Annotated in this window: 19 protein-coding genes; 9 read left to right on the forward strand and 10 right to left on the reverse strand. The window is 71.9% G+C overall.

Features of this window, described 5'->3' with window-relative positions:
• The 7 genes from L6E12_RS27655 to L6E12_RS27685 form a co-directional block, all read right to left on the reverse strand.
• A partial coding sequence (locus tag L6E12_RS27655) for a hypothetical protein (protein ID WP_236230856.1) occupies positions 1 to 1,480 on the reverse strand: 1,480 nt, incomplete at its 3' end.
• 178 nt (positions 1,481 to 1,658) lie between these two features.
• Positions 1,659 to 2,435 (reverse strand): phosphate ABC transporter ATP-binding protein PstB, encoded by a 777-nt coding sequence (gene pstB, locus L6E12_RS27660; RefSeq protein WP_236230857.1) that lies wholly within the window; start codon positions 2,433 to 2,435, stop codon positions 1,659 to 1,661.
• 7 nt (positions 2,436 to 2,442) lie between these two features.
• Positions 2,443 to 3,354: a phosphate ABC transporter permease PstA gene (pstA, locus tag L6E12_RS27665; RefSeq protein ID WP_236230858.1), complete on the reverse strand. Its 912-nt coding sequence runs from the start codon at positions 3,352 to 3,354 to the stop codon at positions 2,443 to 2,445.
• Positions 3,351 to 4,412, reverse strand: a complete 1,062-nt coding sequence (gene pstC, locus L6E12_RS27670) for a phosphate ABC transporter permease subunit PstC (RefSeq protein WP_236230859.1) — start codon at positions 4,410 to 4,412, stop codon at positions 3,351 to 3,353. The genes pstA and pstC overlap by 4 nt, the downstream gene beginning before the upstream one ends.
• A 35-nt stretch (positions 4,413 to 4,447) precedes the next feature.
• On the reverse strand, positions 4,448 to 5,575 hold the full coding sequence (gene pstS / locus L6E12_RS27675) for a phosphate ABC transporter substrate-binding protein PstS (protein ID WP_236230860.1): 1,128 nt from the start codon (positions 5,573 to 5,575) through the stop codon (positions 4,448 to 4,450).
• A gap of 190 nt (positions 5,576 to 5,765) precedes the next feature.
• On the reverse strand, positions 5,766 to 6,659 hold the full coding sequence (mshD, locus tag L6E12_RS27680) for a mycothiol synthase (RefSeq protein WP_236230861.1): 894 nt from the start codon (positions 6,657 to 6,659) through the stop codon (positions 5,766 to 5,768).
• Between the two features lie 80 nt (positions 6,660 to 6,739).
• Positions 6,740 to 7,480, reverse strand: a complete 741-nt coding sequence (locus L6E12_RS27685; protein WP_236230862.1) for a response regulator transcription factor — start codon at positions 7,478 to 7,480, stop codon at positions 6,740 to 6,742.
• A gap of 610 nt (positions 7,481 to 8,090) precedes the next feature.
• On the opposite strand from L6E12_RS27685, the gene L6E12_RS27690 reads away from it, so the two are divergent.
• The 8 genes from L6E12_RS27690 (at position 8,091) to L6E12_RS27725 (ending at position 13,782) form a co-directional block, all read left to right on the forward strand.
• Positions 8,091 to 8,978 carry a DUF2993 domain-containing protein gene (locus tag L6E12_RS27690; protein WP_236230863.1) on the forward strand — a complete coding sequence of 296 codons (888 nt, stop codon included), beginning with the start codon at positions 8,091 to 8,093 and terminating at the stop codon, positions 8,976 to 8,978.
• A 23-nt stretch (positions 8,979 to 9,001) separates the two neighbouring features.
• Entirely contained in the window at positions 9,002 to 9,424 is a 423-nt protein-coding gene (locus L6E12_RS27695; RefSeq protein WP_236230864.1) for a thioredoxin family protein, read from the forward strand.
• A gap of 281 nt (positions 9,425 to 9,705) precedes the next feature.
• On the forward strand, positions 9,706 to 10,149 hold the full coding sequence (locus L6E12_RS27700) for a DUF4395 domain-containing protein (protein WP_236230865.1): 444 nt from the start codon (positions 9,706 to 9,708) through the stop codon (positions 10,147 to 10,149).
• A 50-nt stretch (positions 10,150 to 10,199) separates the two neighbouring features.
• Positions 10,200 to 11,039, forward strand: coding sequence for a sulfurtransferase (locus tag L6E12_RS27705; protein WP_236230866.1), 840 nt, complete (start codon positions 10,200 to 10,202; stop codon positions 11,037 to 11,039).
• A gap of 41 nt (positions 11,040 to 11,080) precedes the next feature.
• Positions 11,081 to 11,389 (forward strand): DUF1416 domain-containing protein, encoded by a 309-nt coding sequence (locus L6E12_RS27710; protein WP_236230867.1) that lies wholly within the window; start codon positions 11,081 to 11,083, stop codon positions 11,387 to 11,389.
• 265 nt (positions 11,390 to 11,654) lie between these two features.
• A complete protein-coding gene (locus L6E12_RS27715; RefSeq protein WP_236230868.1) occupies positions 11,655 to 12,296 on the forward strand; it encodes an FABP family protein in 642 nt (213 codons plus the stop codon).
• 8 nt (positions 12,297 to 12,304) lie between these two features.
• Entirely contained in the window at positions 12,305 to 12,919 is a 615-nt protein-coding gene (locus L6E12_RS27720) for a carboxyltransferase domain-containing protein (protein WP_236230869.1), read from the forward strand.
• Positions 12,916 to 13,782 (forward strand): biotin-dependent carboxyltransferase family protein, encoded by an 867-nt coding sequence (locus L6E12_RS27725; RefSeq protein ID WP_236230870.1) that lies wholly within the window; start codon positions 12,916 to 12,918, stop codon positions 13,780 to 13,782. The genes L6E12_RS27720 and L6E12_RS27725 overlap by 4 nt, the downstream gene beginning before the upstream one ends.
• Here L6E12_RS27725 and L6E12_RS27730 read toward each other — a convergent pair.
• The 3 genes from L6E12_RS27730 to L6E12_RS27740 are packed head-to-tail and all read right to left on the reverse strand — an operon-like array spanning position 13,765 to position 16,212.
• Positions 13,765 to 14,688 carry an asparaginase gene (locus tag L6E12_RS27730; protein WP_236230871.1) on the reverse strand — a complete coding sequence of 308 codons (924 nt, stop codon included), beginning with the start codon at positions 14,686 to 14,688 and terminating at the stop codon, positions 13,765 to 13,767. The genes L6E12_RS27725 and L6E12_RS27730 overlap by 18 nt on opposite strands.
• 14 nt (positions 14,689 to 14,702) lie before the next feature.
• Positions 14,703 to 15,308, reverse strand: coding sequence for an aerial mycelium formation protein (locus L6E12_RS27735; protein ID WP_236230872.1), 606 nt, complete (start codon positions 15,306 to 15,308; stop codon positions 14,703 to 14,705).
• Between the two features lie 55 nt (positions 15,309 to 15,363).
• Positions 15,364 to 16,212: a 3-keto-5-aminohexanoate cleavage protein gene (locus L6E12_RS27740; RefSeq protein ID WP_236230873.1), complete on the reverse strand. Its 849-nt coding sequence runs from the start codon at positions 16,210 to 16,212 to the stop codon at positions 15,364 to 15,366.
• Positions 16,213 to 16,356: 144 nt separating this feature from the next.
• Between L6E12_RS27740 and L6E12_RS27745 the strand changes: the two genes are divergently transcribed.
• Positions 16,357 to 16,788, forward strand: coding sequence for a hypothetical protein (locus tag L6E12_RS27745; protein ID WP_236230874.1), 432 nt, complete (start codon positions 16,357 to 16,359; stop codon positions 16,786 to 16,788).
• Positions 16,789 to 16,859 lie beyond the last annotated feature (71 nt).

Raw genomic sequence — 16,859 nt, forward strand, 5'->3', positions numbered from 1 at the left:
CCATGGCGTGTTCGGCCGCCAGCGCGCCCGCGCCGACACCCGCGCCCTTGGCGCCGGGGCCACCGGCTCCGGCACCTCCGCCCGCGCCTGCCCCGCCGCCCGCACCCGCGCCGCCTGCGCCGAAGCCACCACCACCGCCGCCGAAGCCACCGCGGCCACCGCCGAAGCCGGTGCCGCCGCGGCCGGTGCGGACGCTGTCCTCGCCGAGGCCGTTGAGGGGGCCGCCGCCGAGGGGGGTCAGGCCGCCGAGGCCGCCATTGGTGGGGCCGTTCCCGGTGCCGGTACCGGTGCCGCCGCCCGGGCCGTTGATGCCGGGGAGGTGGCCGGGGCCGGGCGTGGGTGGGTACTGGCTGGGGTTGGTGGTGCCGCCGCCACCGCCGGGGAGGTTCGGGATCTGCGGGGTGGTGATGGTGCCGCCGCCACCGCCGTTGCCGCCACCGTTGCCGGTGGTGCCCGGGTTGCCGCCGAGTTGGGGCGGGTTGGTGCCGCCGGTGCTGCCGCCCGGGTTCTGGGTGTACGCCGAGGGTCCTCGGTCGCTGCCGCCGGGGACGGTCACGTCGCTGTCGCCGGGGTTCTGGACCTTCTTGCCGTCGTCGACCTTGCCCGGGTCGTCCGTGCCGCCGCCGGACATGGTGGGCGGGGTGGCGAAGGCGGGCATCGTCGCCGAGCTGCCCAGGGCGCCGTCGTAGGTGCCGACGACGCGGGCCGCCTCCTCGTGCGCGGCCTGGCTGGCGCGGTAGTCGTTCATGTACTGCGTCGCCTTGGTGGCCAGCTCGATCGGGTTGGTCGTCGTCGCCAGGTCCTGGTTGGCCGCCTTGAGGTCGAACGGCACCGGATCGGGCATGGAGTTCTTCGCCTCGGCCAGCGCGGACGCCTGGATGCCGGTCTGCGTGCCCGCGAGCTGCGCGCTCTGCCCGGCCTTGCCCACCCAGTTGCCGATGTCGGCCATGAACTGCCGGGCCGAGTCGCCCGCGGTCCCCTGCCAGTCGGTCTGGCTGTTGTTGATCGCCGAGGCCACGTCGCCCTGGAAGGCCGACATCTGGTTCCCGGCCTCGACGTACATCTGGCCCATCTCACCGACCTGGTCGGGGTCGACGTCCTGGGTCACCATCGTCTGGAGCTCGGGGTGCTCCCTGCTCATGTAGTTCATGCACGACAGCGCGGGCGTCGGCCGAGTCTCCAACCCCCGGGCCAGCTGGTCGGCCTGGGCGGACATGTCCTGGTTGAACCGCTCGTTGACCTCGCTGTTGCGGGTGAACTGCTTCCAGATCTCCCACCAGTTCGCCTGGTCGATGTCCTGGTCGACCTGCTGCTCGGCCTGCTCCTGCACCTCCTGGGAGGTGTCCGAGGTCCCCGTCCGGTCGATGTAGTACGGGCTGCTCGGGTCGTAGGTGGGGTCGTAGTCCGGGCTGTTCCGGTCCGACGCGCCCGGTGGCGGGGCACCCGGGGCGTGGTAAGCCGTCTGCACAGATCCAGTCATGGCTACAACCTCCCGCGTCACGGTACCAATGGTGGGTGTTGCCCGTCTCGGCTCTGACGAGACGAGATCGGTGGTGGTTCCCGGCGCGGTGCGGGATGACCGGATCGGGTGACGGAACGCCGCGAGCCCCCTGGCCAGAGAGGCCGAGGGGGCTCGCGGGTGGAGAGGGGTGCCGAGATCAGCCGAAGCGGCCGGAGATGTAGTCCTCGGTGGCCTTCTGGCCGGGGTTGGAGAAGATGCGCTCGGTGTCGTCGATCTCGACCAGGCGGCCGGGCTGGCCGACGCCCGCGAGGTTGAAGAAGGCGGTCTGGTCGCTGACCCGGGCCGCCTGCTGCATGTTGTGGGTGACGATGACGATCGTGTAGTCCTTCTTCAGCTCCCCGATGAGGTCCTCGATGGCCAGGGTGGAGATCGGGTCGAGGGCGGAGCAGGGCTCGTCCATCAGCAGGACGTCGGGGCGGACCGCGATGGCGCGGGCGATGCAGAGGCGCTGCTGCTGGCCGCCGGAGAGGCCGCCGCCGGGGCGGTTGAGGCGGTCCTTGACCTCGGCCCAGAGGTTGGCGCCGCGCAGGGCGCGCTCGGCGACCTCGTCGAGCTTGCGCTTGTCGCGCTCGCCCGCCAGCTTGAGCCCGGCCACCACGTTGTCCCTGATGGACATGGTGGGGAACGGGTTGGGCCGCTGGAAGACCATGCCGATGGTGCGGCGGACCGACACCGGGTCGACCGTGCTCGCGTAGATGTCCTCGCCGTCGAGGAGGACCTTGCCCTCCGCCCTGGCACCGGGGATGACCTCGTGCATCCGGTTGAGGGAGCGCAGCACGGTGGACTTGCCGCAGCCGGAGGGGCCGATGAAGGCGGTGACGCTGTGCGGAGGGACCGCCAGGGACACCTGGTCGACGGCGTGGAACTTGCCGTAGTAGAGGTTGAGGTCCTTGACGTCGATGCGCTTGGCCATGGGTCGCCTACTTCGTCTTCAGGGAGGTCAGCCGCGAGATCAGCGATCCCAGCAGGTTGAACACGGTGATGATGAGGATCAGGGTGACCGCCGCGCCCCACACCCTGGCCTCGCCGATGGCGTTGGTGGTGAGGCGCTCGGAGGTCATCAGCAGCGGCAGCGACGCCATGCTGCCGCTGAACGGGTCGAAGTTGATGTAGCTGGTGTAGCCGACCAGGACCAGCACCGGCGCGGTCTCGCCCATGACGCGGGCGATGGCCAGCGAGATGCCGGTGATGATGCCGGACAGCGCCGTCGGGATGACGATCTTGACGATGGTCTTCCACTTGGGGATGCCCAGCGCGTACGCGGCCTCGCGGAGTTCGTCCGGGACGATCTTGAGCAGTTCCTCGGTGGTGCGGACGACCACCGGGATCATCAGCAGCACCAGGGCCAGTGACACCGCGAACGCGCTGCGCGGGAGGCCGAGGGTGGTCACCCAGAGCGCGTAGATGAACAGCGCCGCCACGATCGAGGGAACACCGGAGAGGATGTCCACGGTGAAGGTGACCGCGCCCGCGAGCCGGGAGCCCTTGCCGTACTCGACCAGGTACACCGCGACCAGGATGGCGATGGGCACGGCGATGATCGCGCAGATCAGGCCCTGGAGCAGGGTGCCGACGATCGCGTGGTAGACGCCGCCACCGAACTGGCGGGAGGTCAGGCCCGCGAAGGACCTGCTCCACCAGTCCGCGGTGAGCACGTGCTCGAAGCCGCGGGCGAGGACGGTGATCAGCAGCCAGACCAGCGGGGCCAAGGCGATGAGGAAGGCACCCCAGACCAGCCCGGTGGCGAACCGGTTGCGCAGCTTGCGACCCGCCCCGATCTCCTGGAACGCGGGCGGCGCCGCGGGCCGGTCGAGGTCAGTGGCGGTGCTCATTCGTACTCCTTGTGCCCGGAGATGATGTAGCGGGCGAAGGCGTTGACGATGAACGTCAGCACGAACAGCACCAGGCCCGCCGCGATGTAGGCGCCCGCGCCGCGCGGGTCGTTGAACTCCGACGCCGCTCGGGCGATCTTGGAGGCGATGGTGTCGCCGCCGTCGAAGAGGCTGAAGCCGAAGTGCTGCGAGGTCGACGCGAGGATGATCATGACGGCGATGGTCTCACCGAGCGCGCGGCCCAGGCCCAGCATGGACGCGCTGATGTAGCCCGCGCGGCCGAAGGGCAGCACGGTGGTCCGCACGACCTCCCACTTGGTGGCGCCCAGCGCCAGCGCGCCCTCGATCTGCGTCGAGGGGGTGCGGTCGAAGACCTCGCGGCTGATCGCGGTGATGATCGGCAGCAGCATGACCGCGAGCACGATGCCCGCGGTGAAGATGGTCTGGCCGATGGCCAGGTTGGAGCTGCCGGTGGCGAAGATCGGGATGAAGCCCAGGGTGTCGTTGAGCCAGGTGGTGATCGGCGAAAGCGCCGGTGCCAGCTCGTAGAGGCCCCAGAGGCCGTAGATGATCGACGGCACGGCGGCCAGCAGGTCGACGACGTAGCCGAACGGCCTGGCCAGTCGCTTGGGGGCGTACTGGGTGAGGAACAGCGCGATGCCGAGCGAGATCGGCATCGCGATGAGCAGGGCGAACACCGAGCTGAACACGGTGACCAGCAGCAGGTCCAGCACGCCGAAGGCCAGGGCGGCCGGGTCGGCGTTCCAGTCCCGGCTGAACAGGAAGCTCGCCTGGTTGCCGCTCAGCGACGGGATGGCCTGGATCAGCAGGAAGACGCCGATCAGGGCGATCATCACGACGATCAGCACACCCGAGCCGACCGTCAGCGTCCGGAAGATGCGGTCACCCGGGCGGGTGACGACCTTGGGCGCGGCCGGGGGCGCACCCGAGTCCGGCGGGTTGGGGGGAATCGTGGCCTCCGGGGCGGTGTTCGGCGCCGCGCCCCGCGACCCGGTTTCCCGGGTCGCGGGGCGTCCGACCTTGGCGAAGTCGCTCATCGCGTCTCTGCTCAGTCTGCCTGGGTCTCGAGTGGTCAGGCGATCGCGCTGATGGCGGTCAGCAGCTTGGTCTGGAACTCGTTGGGCAGCGGCACGTAGCCCGCGTCGGCGAGCTGGGCCTGGCCGTCGGTGGCGGCAACGGTCAGGAACGCCTTGACGGCCTTGGCGGTGTCGGCGTCGTAGCCCTTGGAGCAGACGATCTCGTAGGTCGCCAGGACCAGCGGGTACGCGCCCGCGGTGTTGCTGGCGTAGAGGGCGTCGAGGTCGATGACCAGGTCGTTGCCCTCACCCTTGAGCTTGGCGGAGGCGATGGCCTTGGCGGCGGACTCGGCGGTCAGCTCGACCGCGCCGGAGCCGCTGTCGATCTTCGCGGTGGTCAGGCTCTTGTCCTGGGCGTAGGACCACTCGACGTAGCCGATGGCGCCGTCACCGGCGGCGATGGCGTCCGCGACACCCGCGGAACCCTGCGCGCCCTGGCCGATGCCGCCGTTGAACTTCTTGCCCGCGTCCTGGGTCCAGGCACCCTTGGAGGCGGCCTTGAGGTACTTCTGGAAGTTGTCGGTGGTGCCCGACTCGTCGCCGCGGTAGATCACGGTGATGGCCTTGTCCGGCAGGGTGGCGCCGGAGTTGATGCCCGTGATGGCCGGGTCGTTCCACTTGGTGACCGTGCCGTTGAAGATCTTGGCGGCGACCTCGGGGGTCAGCGACAGGTCGGTCACGCCGTCGACCTTGTAGGCCACGCCGACCGGGCCGAAGACCAGCGGCAGGTTCCACGCCGGGTTGCTCTTGCAGCGCTGGGCGGCCGCGTCGACCTCGCCCTTGTCCTTGCTCAGCGCGGAGTCGCTGCCGCCGATGTCGACGATGCCGCCGTTGAACTGCTTGACACCCGCACCCGAGCCGGACGGGGTGTAGGAGACCTGCTGGCCTGCACACTTCGCCTGGTACGCGGCGCTGAAGGCCTCCATCGCGCCCTTCTGCGCGCTGGAGCCCTCGGCCTGGAGGGCCTTCTTGCCACCGCACTCGACCGGCGCGGTCGCGGTGGGGGCGGGCGCACCGGAGTTGCCGGAACCGGTCGGGGTGTTGTTGTCGCTGCCGCACGCACTGAGCACGAGGGCACCGGCGGCCACGATGCCGAGCACCGACGCGGTCCGCTTGGTCTTCACATTTCCTCCAGCACAGGAGCCTTCACGGTCGGCGTGACTCTCTGTCAGCCGTGTCGCCGGCGACGCTAGGCAGCGGTGGTGGACGCGCCCTCTTGAAGAGGTGAACGGCGAGTGAACAAGGCTCCGAATGTGGCTCTGACTACAACATTGTCGCCGTCCCGTGACCCGCGTGTGCGCAGCGGGTAACCGTTTATGCGCCGCCAGTGCGCGGTACGGCCCACTGGACGTCGGCGGCCGAACGGGTGAAGCCCAGGCGCCGGTAGACGGCGACGGCGGGGGCGTTGTCGGCCTCCACGTACAGGATGACCTCGGGGCGGCCGACGGCCCGCAGGTGGCGGATGCCGACCAGGGTCAGCGCCCGGCCCAGGCCGCCGCCCTGGGCGTCCGGGTCGACGCCGACGACGTAGACCTCGCCGGTGCCGTCCGGGTGCACCTTGGTCCAGTGGAAGCCCAGCAGCCGGTCGGCGCCGGTGCCATCGGCTTCGACCGCGAGGAAGAACCCGGCCGGGTCGAACCAGGGCTCGCGCTCGGTCGCCTCGACGTCGGCGACGGTCAGCGCGCCCTGCTCGGGGTGCCAGTCGAAGGCGCGCCGGTTGACCTCGACCACCGCGGCCTCGTCCCGGCCGGGGACGAACGCGCGGACGGTGACGCCGTCGCGCCAGACCGGTTCGGGCAACTCGTCGTCGAGACTCCGGCGCATGACCAGCAACTCGCGCACCTTCTGAAGTCCCAGTCGCGCGCCGATGCGGGCGGCGGCCGGGTGGTCGCCGTGCGACCAGAGCCGGACGCCGTCCGCGGCGTGCGCCAGGACCTCGCGGACCAGTTCGGTGCCGACGCCGCGGCGGCGGTGCTCGGGGTGCACGAGCACCTCGGCGACCTGGTTGCCGTGCGCGTCGCCGTCGGTGTCGAGGTGGGCGTAGCCGACCACGGTGTGGTCGCGGACGGCGACGAGCTGCTCGCCGCCGCGGAACTCGCGCGGCAGCGGGCCGTCCGGGGAGACCTCGGGGCGCCCGTCCGCCGCCGAGGCGGCGAGCAGCAGCGGGCGGATCTCGTCGGTGGCTGGGCCCCAGGTCAGGTCGGTCACGGGTCCGACCCTACCCACCGGACGCGGCGAGTCCCGGACACCGGGAAGGTGTCCGGGACTCGTCGGCGGGTGCTTCGGGCCTAGCGGGCGTCGAGGGAGAAGTTCGCCAGGTCGGCGTCGAGGGAGTCGACCTCGCGGCGGGAGCCGCCCGCCTTGGGGGGCTGGACGAACTTGTAGCCGACGTTGCGCACGGTGCCGATCATCTGCTCGTGCTCGGGGCCGAGCTTGGCGCGCAGCCGCCGGACGTGCACGTCGACGGTGCGGGTGCCGCCGAAGAAGTCGTAGCCCCAGACCTCCTGCAGCAGCTGGGCCCGGGTGAACACCCGGCCCGCGTGCTGGGCGAGGTACTTGAGCAGCTCGAACTCCTTGTAGGTGAGGTCGAGCGGGCGCCCGCGCAGCCGCGCCATGTAGGTGGCCTCGTCGATGACCAGCTCGCCGAGGCGCAGCGCGCCGTCGGCGGCGGCACCGGCGGGGCCGCGCGAGGTGAGCAGGCGCAGCCGGGCGTCCACCTCGGCCGGGCCCGCGGTGGGCAGCAGGATCTCGTCGATGCGCCAGTCGCTGTTGATGGCCACCAGGCCACCCTCGTTGACCACGGCGAGCACCGGGCAGCTGTCGCCACCGCTGGTGAGCAGCCTGCACAGGCTCTTGGCCGCGGCCAGGTCGGTGCGCGCGTCCACCACGACGGCGTCGCGGGAACCGGCCTCCAGCAGGGCGGTGACCTCGGGGGCCTGGGTGCGCACGGTGTGCGGCAGCAGCATCAGCGAGGGGAGGACCGAACCGGGTTCCGGGTCGGCGGTCAGCAGCAGCAGGTCGAGGCTCATGCGAGTCCGCCTCTCTCTTGCGTGAATCCGCGCCGTCGACGTCGAGGAGCGGGAGTTCGAATTTCGGCTTAGCGGAGAATAGCTGCCGAGCTGCGCGAATGTCGTGGTCGTGACGCTTGCGTCACACGGGTGTACGCACTCGGGGCGGACTCGCCGCAGGTCAGGGCGGTCATGTTACAGCCACGTTAATCCAGCGGTTGACCTGCTGTTATCGGTTCTGTAGACCTTTCCTCACCACCTCGGAATTGGCTTTGTGAATCATGCGTAACACGGCTTCGGATCTCACGATCCGGTACCTCCGAACGGGTTGGAGCCTCACAGACCAGTCGGACGGGCAGTGATCGGCCGACGGTTCCACACCCGCTGTGACCAGTCCTTCACGCGGAAGAGTCACTCACCGTGCACGTTCCTCGACCCACCCGACCGCCCCGGTGCCCGGCAGGACCGCCCCGGCGCTCGACACGGGGAGCCGACGGGGATCATGGGGGCGGCTCCGCAACCCGACCGGGTGCCCGCGAGTCCTTGGAAGAGGACGGGCGACAGAGCAGGCACGGACAGCCCCAGGGGCACGACGGACACACACGACGGACAGACACGACAGGTGGCGGGGATGACGACCATGACGAACTCCGGCAGGCCGCAGGCGGCTCCCAGGCGGGGCCGGTCCAAGGCGGTGCGGCGGCTCGTCATCACCCTGGTGGTGCTGGCGGCGCTGCTGGTCGCGGCCGACTTCGGCGCGGCGGCGGTGTTCGAGCACGAGGTGTCCAAGCGGGCCAAGGCGCAGTTCGGCCTCCGCGACGACCCCTCGGTGAAGGTCGGCGGCTTCTCCTTCCTGGCCCAGGTGATCGCGGGCGAGTACGACACGGTGACCGTCGACGCCAAGGGCGTGCCGGTGCAGGACACCCTGCGCGACGTCGAGGTGCACGCCGACCTGCGCGGCATCAAGGCGCCGCTGTCGGACGTGGTGTCCGGCTCACTCAAGCAGATCCCGGTCCGCGAGGTCGACGGCCAGGTCCGGATCAAGGCCGCCGACGTCAACCACGCGCTGCAGGAGAACCAGGGCAACAGCGTCATCGCCTCGATCAAGAACCTGACCATCGACCCGGCGAGCAAGGCGCTGGTCGCCACCGCCCCCGCCGACGGCGGCGAGACCGACCTGGACAGCGTCGAGACCGCCGACACCGAGGGCAGCACCGCCGGGGTGCGGCTGTGCGGCACGGTCGAGGTGGCGGGCCTGTCCACCGAGCTGTGCGTCTTCTCGATCATCTCGCTGGAGCAGGACAGCATCGCCATCAACGCCGAGCGGCTGGAACTGCGCAACGCGGCGGGCGCCACCCGGCTGCCGTCCGCGGTCGAGGACACCATCCTCAAGGTGTTCTCCCGCCCCCTGCCGACCGGCAGCCTGCCGTTCGGGGTCACGCCGACCGCGGTTACCGTCGAACCGGGCCTGCTCTCGGTGAAGGGCAAGGCGACGGACGTGGTGCTGGGCGGGAGCTGACCCGCCCGCGGAGGTGAACGGGCATGACGGGTGCGCTGGTCGCCCTGGGGACGCTGCTGGTGGCCGCGGTGGTCGGGTTCGCCCTGCGGGCCAGGGACGGCCGGGTCCGCGCGCGCGGGGACGACACCGCGGTCCCGGTCCCGGCTGAGGTGCGCGCCGCGCTCGACGCGGACGCGCGGGTGACGCTGGTGCAGCTATCCACCACCTTCTGCGCCCCGTGCAGGCAGACCCGGGTCCTGCTGTCGGACCTGGCCGCGCGCACCGACGGACTCGCGCACGCCGACATCGACCTCACCGACCGCCCGGAGCTGGCGAAGGCGCTGTCGGTGCTGCGCACCCCCACCACCCTCGCCGTCGACTCCCGAGGAGTGGAACTGCTGCGGGTCGGTGGCGTCCCGAAACGCGAAAACCTGCTCTCGGCGCTGGCTCCGCACCTGCCCGGTTGAGGCCCGACCGGGTCCACCACCAGCGGGTTCACCGCTGACAAGCCCCATCCGGCCTGTCCCAGACTGTGGACGGGTCCTCTCACGGCCGGGGGCCTGCGCGTAAGCTCGCCCCCGTGTCCAGCAACCTGACCAGGCGCCGCGCGGTGGACTTCGGCCGCGTGCACAGCAGCCTGTGTCGGTGATCTGACCGGCGGTGGTCCGGTGGGTACGACGCCCGCCGCGGTGCCCAGCACCGACCGCCGGTACGCCGGGAAACCCTCGTGCCCAGATCAGGAGAGCACATGTCCGCACGTCCGCAGGTCGACCCGCGCGGCCCCAGGTTCGCCGCCTGGGTGACCGCGGCGGTGCTCGTGGCGGTGCTGCTCACCGGCTGGTGGCCGCTGCTCGCCGCGCAGGTGGCGGTGTTCGCCGTCGGCGCCTTCGCCGGCCTGACCGCCTCGCCGTACGCGGTGCTCTACCGCGTCCTCGTCGCGCCCAGGCTCGGGCCGACCGACGAGCGCGAGGACGTGGCGCCGCTGCGCTTCGCCCAGGGCGTCGGCTTCGCGTTCGCGCTGGTGGGCACCCTCGGCTACGCCTTCGACGTCGCCGCGCTCGGCGTGGTGGCGACCGCGTTCGCGCTGGCCGCCGCGTTCCTCAACGCCGCCTTCGGCTTCTGCCTCGGCTGCGAGACCTACCTGCTGCTGCACCGCCTGCCCGGGTCCACCAAGACCGTGTCGGACCACTGAGCCGTGTCGACCAACGCCGTGTCAACCAGAAAGAAAGTGGGAACTTCCCGATGAGCCGCGAAGACGTGCTGGTTTCGGCCGCGTGGGCCGAAGAGAACCTCCAGACCCCCGGAGTGGTCTTCGTCGAGGTCGACGAGGACGCCAGCGCCTACGACACCGGGCACATCCCCGGTGCGGTCAAGATCGACTGGAGGCAGGACCTCCAGGACCCGGTGCGCCGCGACTTCGTCGACCGCGCCGGCTTCGAGAAGCTGCTGTCGGCGCGCGGCATCGGCAACGACGACACCGTGATCCTCTACGGCGGCAACAACAACTGGTTCGCCGCCTACGCCTACTGGTACTTCAAGCTCTACGGCCACGACGCGGTGAAGCTGCTCGACGGCGGCCGCAAGAAGTGGGAGCTCGACGGCCGCCCGCTCGACGCCGAGGCCGTCACGCGCGACGAGACCACCTACTCGGCCAAGGAGCAGGACCTCTCGCTGCGCGCCTTCCGCCAGGAGGCCGTGGACGCGATCAACACCAAGAACCTCGTCGACGTCCGCTCGCCCGACGAGTTCTCCGGCAAGCTGTCCGCCCCGGCGCACCTGCCGCAGGAGCAGGCGCAGGTCAAGGGCCACATCCCGACCGCGATCAACGTGCCGTGGAGCAAGGCCGCGAACGAGGACGGCACCTTCAAGTCCAACGACGAGCTGCGCGAGCTGTACAAGGACGCGGGCCTGGACGAGGGCAAGGCGACCATCGCCTACTGCCGCATCGGCGAGCGCTCCTCGCACACCTGGTTCGCCCTGCACGAGCTGCTCGGCTACAGCGACGTGAAGAACTACGACGGCTCGTGGACCGAGTACGGCTCCCTGGTCGGCGTCCCCGTCGAAATCGGCGCCCAGAGCTGATCCCGGAACACAGCCCGGTCAACCCCGTCAAGGAGACAACGATGAGCAATAGCTGCGGAGCCCCCGAGCAGGGCTCGGCCATCCCGGCCGGGGTCGACCCGGGCAAGGAGGTCGTCCTCAACGGCAAGGTGACCAGCGGCGGCCAGCCGGTGGGCGGGGCGTTCGTGCGCCTGCTCGACGGCACCGGCGAGTTCACCGCCGAGGTCGTCTCCGCCGAGACCGGCGACTTCCGGTTCTTCGCCGCGCCGGGTGAGTGGACGGTGCGCGCGCTGCACCGCTCCGGCAACGGCGAGGCCAAGGTCAACGCCTCGGGCCCCGGCCTGCACGAGGTCGCGGTCAGCGTCGGCTGACCCAGCGCACCAGCCTGACCCAGCGCACCAGCCTGACCCAGCGCACCAGGCGGCCCCGGAGCACCCGTGCTCCGGGGCCGTCGCCGTTCCCGAGTCCGGGTGAGAGCACGGCCACCGGGCGCGGGCGGGTTGTCCGCGGCGGCAGCGGCTAAGCTGCGGGGCGTGGAAATCTTCTTCACCTCGCTGCTGGTCATCGTGGGCCTGGTGACCGCGTGGTTCGCGGTCTACGTGGTGTACCGCCTGTACGCCGACCAGCGCTGAGCGGATGACAGCGAACCAGCCCCCGGTCGTCCCCGGCAGCGGTGACGCCGCGGTCCAGGCTGCCCTGGAACGGGCCGAGCGGACCCGGCACCGCAACCTGCCGCAGTTCGACGACCTGCCGATCCCGGCGGACACCGCGAACCTGCGCGAGGGCCCGAACCTGCACGACGACCTGCTCGCCCTGCTGCCCCTGGTCGGGGTCTGGCGCGGGGAGGGCGAGGTCGTCTACCCGACGATCGACGGGCCGTTCAAGTTCGGCCAGCAGATCACCTTCGCCCACGACGGGCGGCCGTTCCTGTCGTACGAGTCGCGGGCCTGGTTGCTCGACGACGACGGCGGCGTGATCCGCCCGGCCGCCCGCGAGGTCGGCTGGTGGCGCCCCGGCCCGGACGACACGCTGGAGGTGCTGCTGGCGCACGCCACCGGCATCACCGAGATCTACTACGGCGCCCCGCGCACCCAGACGTCCTGGGAGATCGAGACCGACATCATCACCCGGACCGCCTCGGCCAAGGAGGTCAACGCGGCGAAGCGGCTCTACGGGCTGGTCAACGGCGTCGACCTGGCCTACGTCGAGGAGCGGGCGATGATGGGCCAGGAGATGCAGCCGCACACCTCGGCCTACCTGCGCCGCGTCGTCGGCTGACCGCCTGCGTGCGCCTGCTGCGCTGCGGCGCCGACGCCGTGCTGGTCGAGCTGGGCTCGCTGGCCGAGGTCGCCGCCGCCCGCGCGCTGCTGGCCGGGCTGCCGGACGTGGTCGACCTGGTGCCCGCCGCGCGGACCGTGCTGGTGTCGTTCCGGCCGGGTTCGCCGTCGCTCGCCGCGGTGCGACCGCTGCTCGCCTCCGCCGACCTGTCGGTGGCCCCCGCGGTCACCGGGCGCCCGGTGGTGCTGCCGGTGGTATACGACGGGCCCGACCTGGAACTGGTCGCCTCGACCGCCGGGGTGGGCGTCGACGCGGTCGTGGCGCTGCACTCGGGGGCGGAGTACACCGTGGCGTTCACCGGGTTCGCCCCCGGCTTCGGCTACCTGACCGGGTTGCCCCGGCGGCTGCACCAGCCGCGGCTGGACACGCCGCGCACCCGGGTGCCGGTCGGGTCGGTCGGGGTGGCGGGCGAGTTCACCGGCGTCTACCCGCGCGCGTCCCCGGGCGGCTGGCGGCTGCTGGGCAGGCTCGCCGCGGGCGCCGAACCGCTGTTCGACCCGCACCGCACCCCCGCCGCCCTGCTGGCCCCCGGTGACACGGTCCGCTTCGAGGTGGCCGGGTGAGGCGGGCGGTGACGGTGCTGGCGCCGGGGCCGTCCGCGCTGGTCCAGGACCTCGGCAGGCCCGGGTACGCGCACCTGGGGGTGCCGCCGTCGGGGGCGCTGGACGCGCCGTCGCTGCGGCTGGCGAACCGGCTGGCGGGCAACGCCGAGGGCGCGGCGGGCATCGAGGTGGTCCTCGGCGGCCTGGTGGTGCGCGCCGAGGCGTCCTGCACGGTCGTGGTGACCGGCCCGAGCACCCCGGTCCTGCTCGCGGGCCGCGACGTCGGCTCGCACGCCCCGGTCCACCTGCGCGCGGGCGACGTGGTCGAGCTGGGGCCGCCGCGGGCGGGCCTGCGCAGCTACCTCGCGGTGTCCGGTGGCCTCGACGTCCCGCCGCACCTGGGTTCGCGGTCCACCGACGTCCTCTCCGGCATCGGCCCCGACCCGCTGCGCGCCGGGGACGTGCTGCCGCTGGGCACCCCGGTCGGGCCGCCGACCGGTGAGGACGCCGTAGCCCCGCCCAGCCCACCGGACCGGCTGACCGTGCCGGTGCTGCTGGGCCCGCGCGAGGACTGGTTCGCCGACCCGCTCGCCCAGCTCTCCACCGCGACCTGGGCGGTGTCGCCGGAGAGCAACCGGGTCGGGCTGCGCCTGCTGGGCAGCCCCCTGGTCCGCGCGGAGGCCCGCGCCGAGCGCGAGCTGACCAGCGAGGCGGTGGTGACCGGTGCCGTGCAGGTGCCCGCGAGCGGGCGCCCGGTGATCTTCCTGGCCGACCACCCCACCACCGGCGGCTACCCGGTGATCGGGGTGGTCCCGACCGAGCACCTGGCCGCCCTGGCCCAGGCGCGGCCGGGCACGAAGGTCCGGTTACGCCCGCGGACCTGAGCCAAACAGGCCCGCCGGGACCCGCACCTCGCCGACGGGTTCGCCGCCGCCCAGCACCACCGTGTCCAGTGGCGGGGGTTGGTGGCCCAGGAACTCCAGGACGGCACCGAGGACCGGGGTCCTGGCGCGCGCGGCGCCGTCGTCGACCTTGAGGGCGAGGGTCGTGCCGTCGGGCAGGGCCAGGACGTGGACGCCCTCCGCGCCGCCCTTCACCAGGAGCCCGGGGACGGCGTCCATCAGGGCGGTGTCGATGCGGCCGGTGCCGCCGACCAGGTGCGGGTGCGCGCGCATGGCGTCGGCGACGCGGCGCCTGCGGGTGCCGGGCGGGGCGGTGACCAGCCGGGAGCAGGCGGTGGCCAGGTCGGTGAGGCTCAGCGCGAACAGCGGGGCACCGCAGCCGTCGACGCCGACGGCGGGGATCGGCGTGCCGGTGAGGTCGGTGACGGTGGCGGCGATGGCGGCTTGCAGCGGGTGCGCCGGGGCGAGGTAGGACGCGGTGTCCCAGCCGAGCTGGGCGCAGGTGGCGAGCATGGCGGCGTGCTTGCCGGAGCAGTTCATGGTGACCCGGCGGCGCCGGTCGCCGCGGCTGTCCTCGTGCAGCGGCCAGTCCTCCGGGCACCCCAGGTCGTCCTCGGTGAGGCCGTGCCGGGCGAGCAGGGCCAGGACCCGGTCGACGTGCACCGCCTCACCGCTGTGCGAGGCGCACCCGATGGCCAGGTCGGCGTCGTCGAGGTCGAGCCCCGCGCGGAGCATCCCCAGCGCCTGCAACGGCTTGTTGCTCGACCGGGGGAAGACCGGCGAGTCCACGTCACCGACCGCCAGGCGCACCCGGTCACCGGTGAGCACGACCAGCGAGCCGCGGTGCACCGACTCGGTGAACCCGGAGCGCACCACCTCGGCGAGCACCGGGTTGGCCGGGTTCAGCGGTCCTCGCCCGGCTTCCCGCGCTCGGCGGGCTTCTCGCGGTCGGGCTTCTCGCGCTCGGCGGCGAGCAGGTCGTCCACCGAGGCGCTGCCCGCGCGGTAGCGGTTGCCGATCTGCTCGTTGAGCAGGTCCATCACCTTCTGCACCTGGCGCCGCCGCTGCGACACCGACGCCTCCTCCGACCGGTAGGTGCGCAGCGCCAAGTCGAGCCGCTCGTCCGGCAGCGCGGCCACGTCGGACAGGTCGGCGTCGGACACCAGGGCCTCGACGTGCCTGCGGTGCGCCTCCGCCCGCGAGGGCTCCATCACCTGGTGGCGCCCGGAACCCATGGCGGGCCCCACCGCGTTGTCGGCGAGGATGCTGGCCAACTGCTCCACCACCGAGGCGCTGCCGCCGTCGGCGCGGCGGCGCTGCTCGGCCAGCACGATGTCGATCCGACCGTGCAGCAGCCTGCGCAGGTAGGACAGGTCGGTCTCCTCCTGGGCGGCGTCGTCGCGCCGGGCCCGGACCTCACCGAGGTCGAGGCGGTCGAGATCGGTGACGTAATCCGGCGCGAGCACCCGGTCGATGCGCCTGCGTCCACCGGGACGGACTTCGATCACGGGCACATCCTCCGACACTCGATCCCCGACCGCCACATCTTGGCGACTCGGTGGCTCACCGCGCCACCCCCAGGAGTACCCGTGCCTCGTCTGGACCAATCGGCGGTCGCTGCGCGATCCGCGAGAGGCTCGACGCGCGGGCCACCAGTTGGGCGTTGTCCTTCACCTTCTCACCCCGGGCGTAGGTGGTGGTGTCCTCCATGCCCACCCGCAGGTGCCCACCGGCGGACAGGCTGGCCAGCAGCACCGGCAGCGTGCTGCGCCCCACCCCGGTCGCGGAGAACGTCGCGCCATCGGGGATGAGCCGCAGCGCGGCGGCCACGGTCTCCAGGTCGCCCGCCATGCCACCGGGCACACCCAGCACCAGGTCGAGGTGCACGTGCCCACCCGAGGGGAGGCCGTGCTCGTCGAGGAGGCGGCGCAGGGTGGTGAGCTGCCCGAGGTCGAAGATCTCGTACTCCGGCACGATGTTCCGCTCCTGCATCCGCTTGTGCAGTTCGACGATGAACTCCCACCGGTTGAGGAAGACGTCGTCGCCGAAGTTCACGGTGCCCATCGAGCAGGAAGCCGAATCCGGGAGCGCGTCGAGCACCGCGAGCCGGTCGGCCTCGGGGTCGGTCACCGCGCCACCGGTGGACAACTGCACGATCAGGTTGGAGCTCTCCCGAACCGCCCGCACGGCTTCTTCGAGGAGCCCCCGGTCCAAAGTGGGCTTGGCGTCGCGGTCGCGGACGTGCAGGTGGATCATCGCGGCACCCACCCGCTCGCAATCCCTGGCGGTCCGCACGAGGTCTTCGACGGTGACCGGGAGGTTGGGGACGTCCGCCTTGCTGTGCTCGGCCCCGGTCGGCGCGACCGTGATCAACGTGCCGTGCGCGCCGGGGCGGGAAGTCGACGGTGACATGGCGCGAATCCTGGCACACGGCGGGCATGCGCGGTGGGGCTCGGGCGCCGGGCCCGTCGACGGGGGGTGCGCGGTCACCACCCGCACCGGCTGCCCGACTTCGCCCACGGGCCTTGCGCGGCCCGCGAATGCCATGCTGGTCAGGTGCTCTACATCCGCTTCGAGTCGGCCACCCCCAATGCCCACGGCCGCCACACCGGTGTCTTCGGGCTCGCCAACCGGCTCGCCCACACCGGCAGGCTCACCACAGCCGACCGGAACTGGTGGAGAACGAACAACGACTGGTTCGACGCCGCCTACCCCAACCCGGCCACAACGGACCCAACCCTGTTCGACAAGACCAAGAACCCCGTGGTGACCTGCTGGTTCAAAGGCAGCGCAACCCATTTGCTCGACCGCGTCCCCGGCTACCTCGACCTGCTCGACCGCTACGGCACGGATTGGGTCGAGCGCCGAACACCCGATCCCGGAACAGTCCTCTACGAAGACGACGTCCAGGTGGTCACCCGGCCGGCCGGGGTGTGGACAACCCCGGGTCGGGCAGGCGGTCTTGTCGGTGGGGCGCGGTTGGATTGATTCGGGGGCTGCTGGGAACTGTTGATCTCGGATGTTGGTTCGGGGTTGGGTTTGGGCGCCCGGTGGGGTGG

The sequence above is a fragment of the Actinokineospora sp. PR83 genome (genome assembly GCF_021056305.1).
Lineage (GTDB): Bacteria > Actinomycetota > Actinomycetes > Mycobacteriales > Pseudonocardiaceae > Actinokineospora > Actinokineospora spheciospongiae.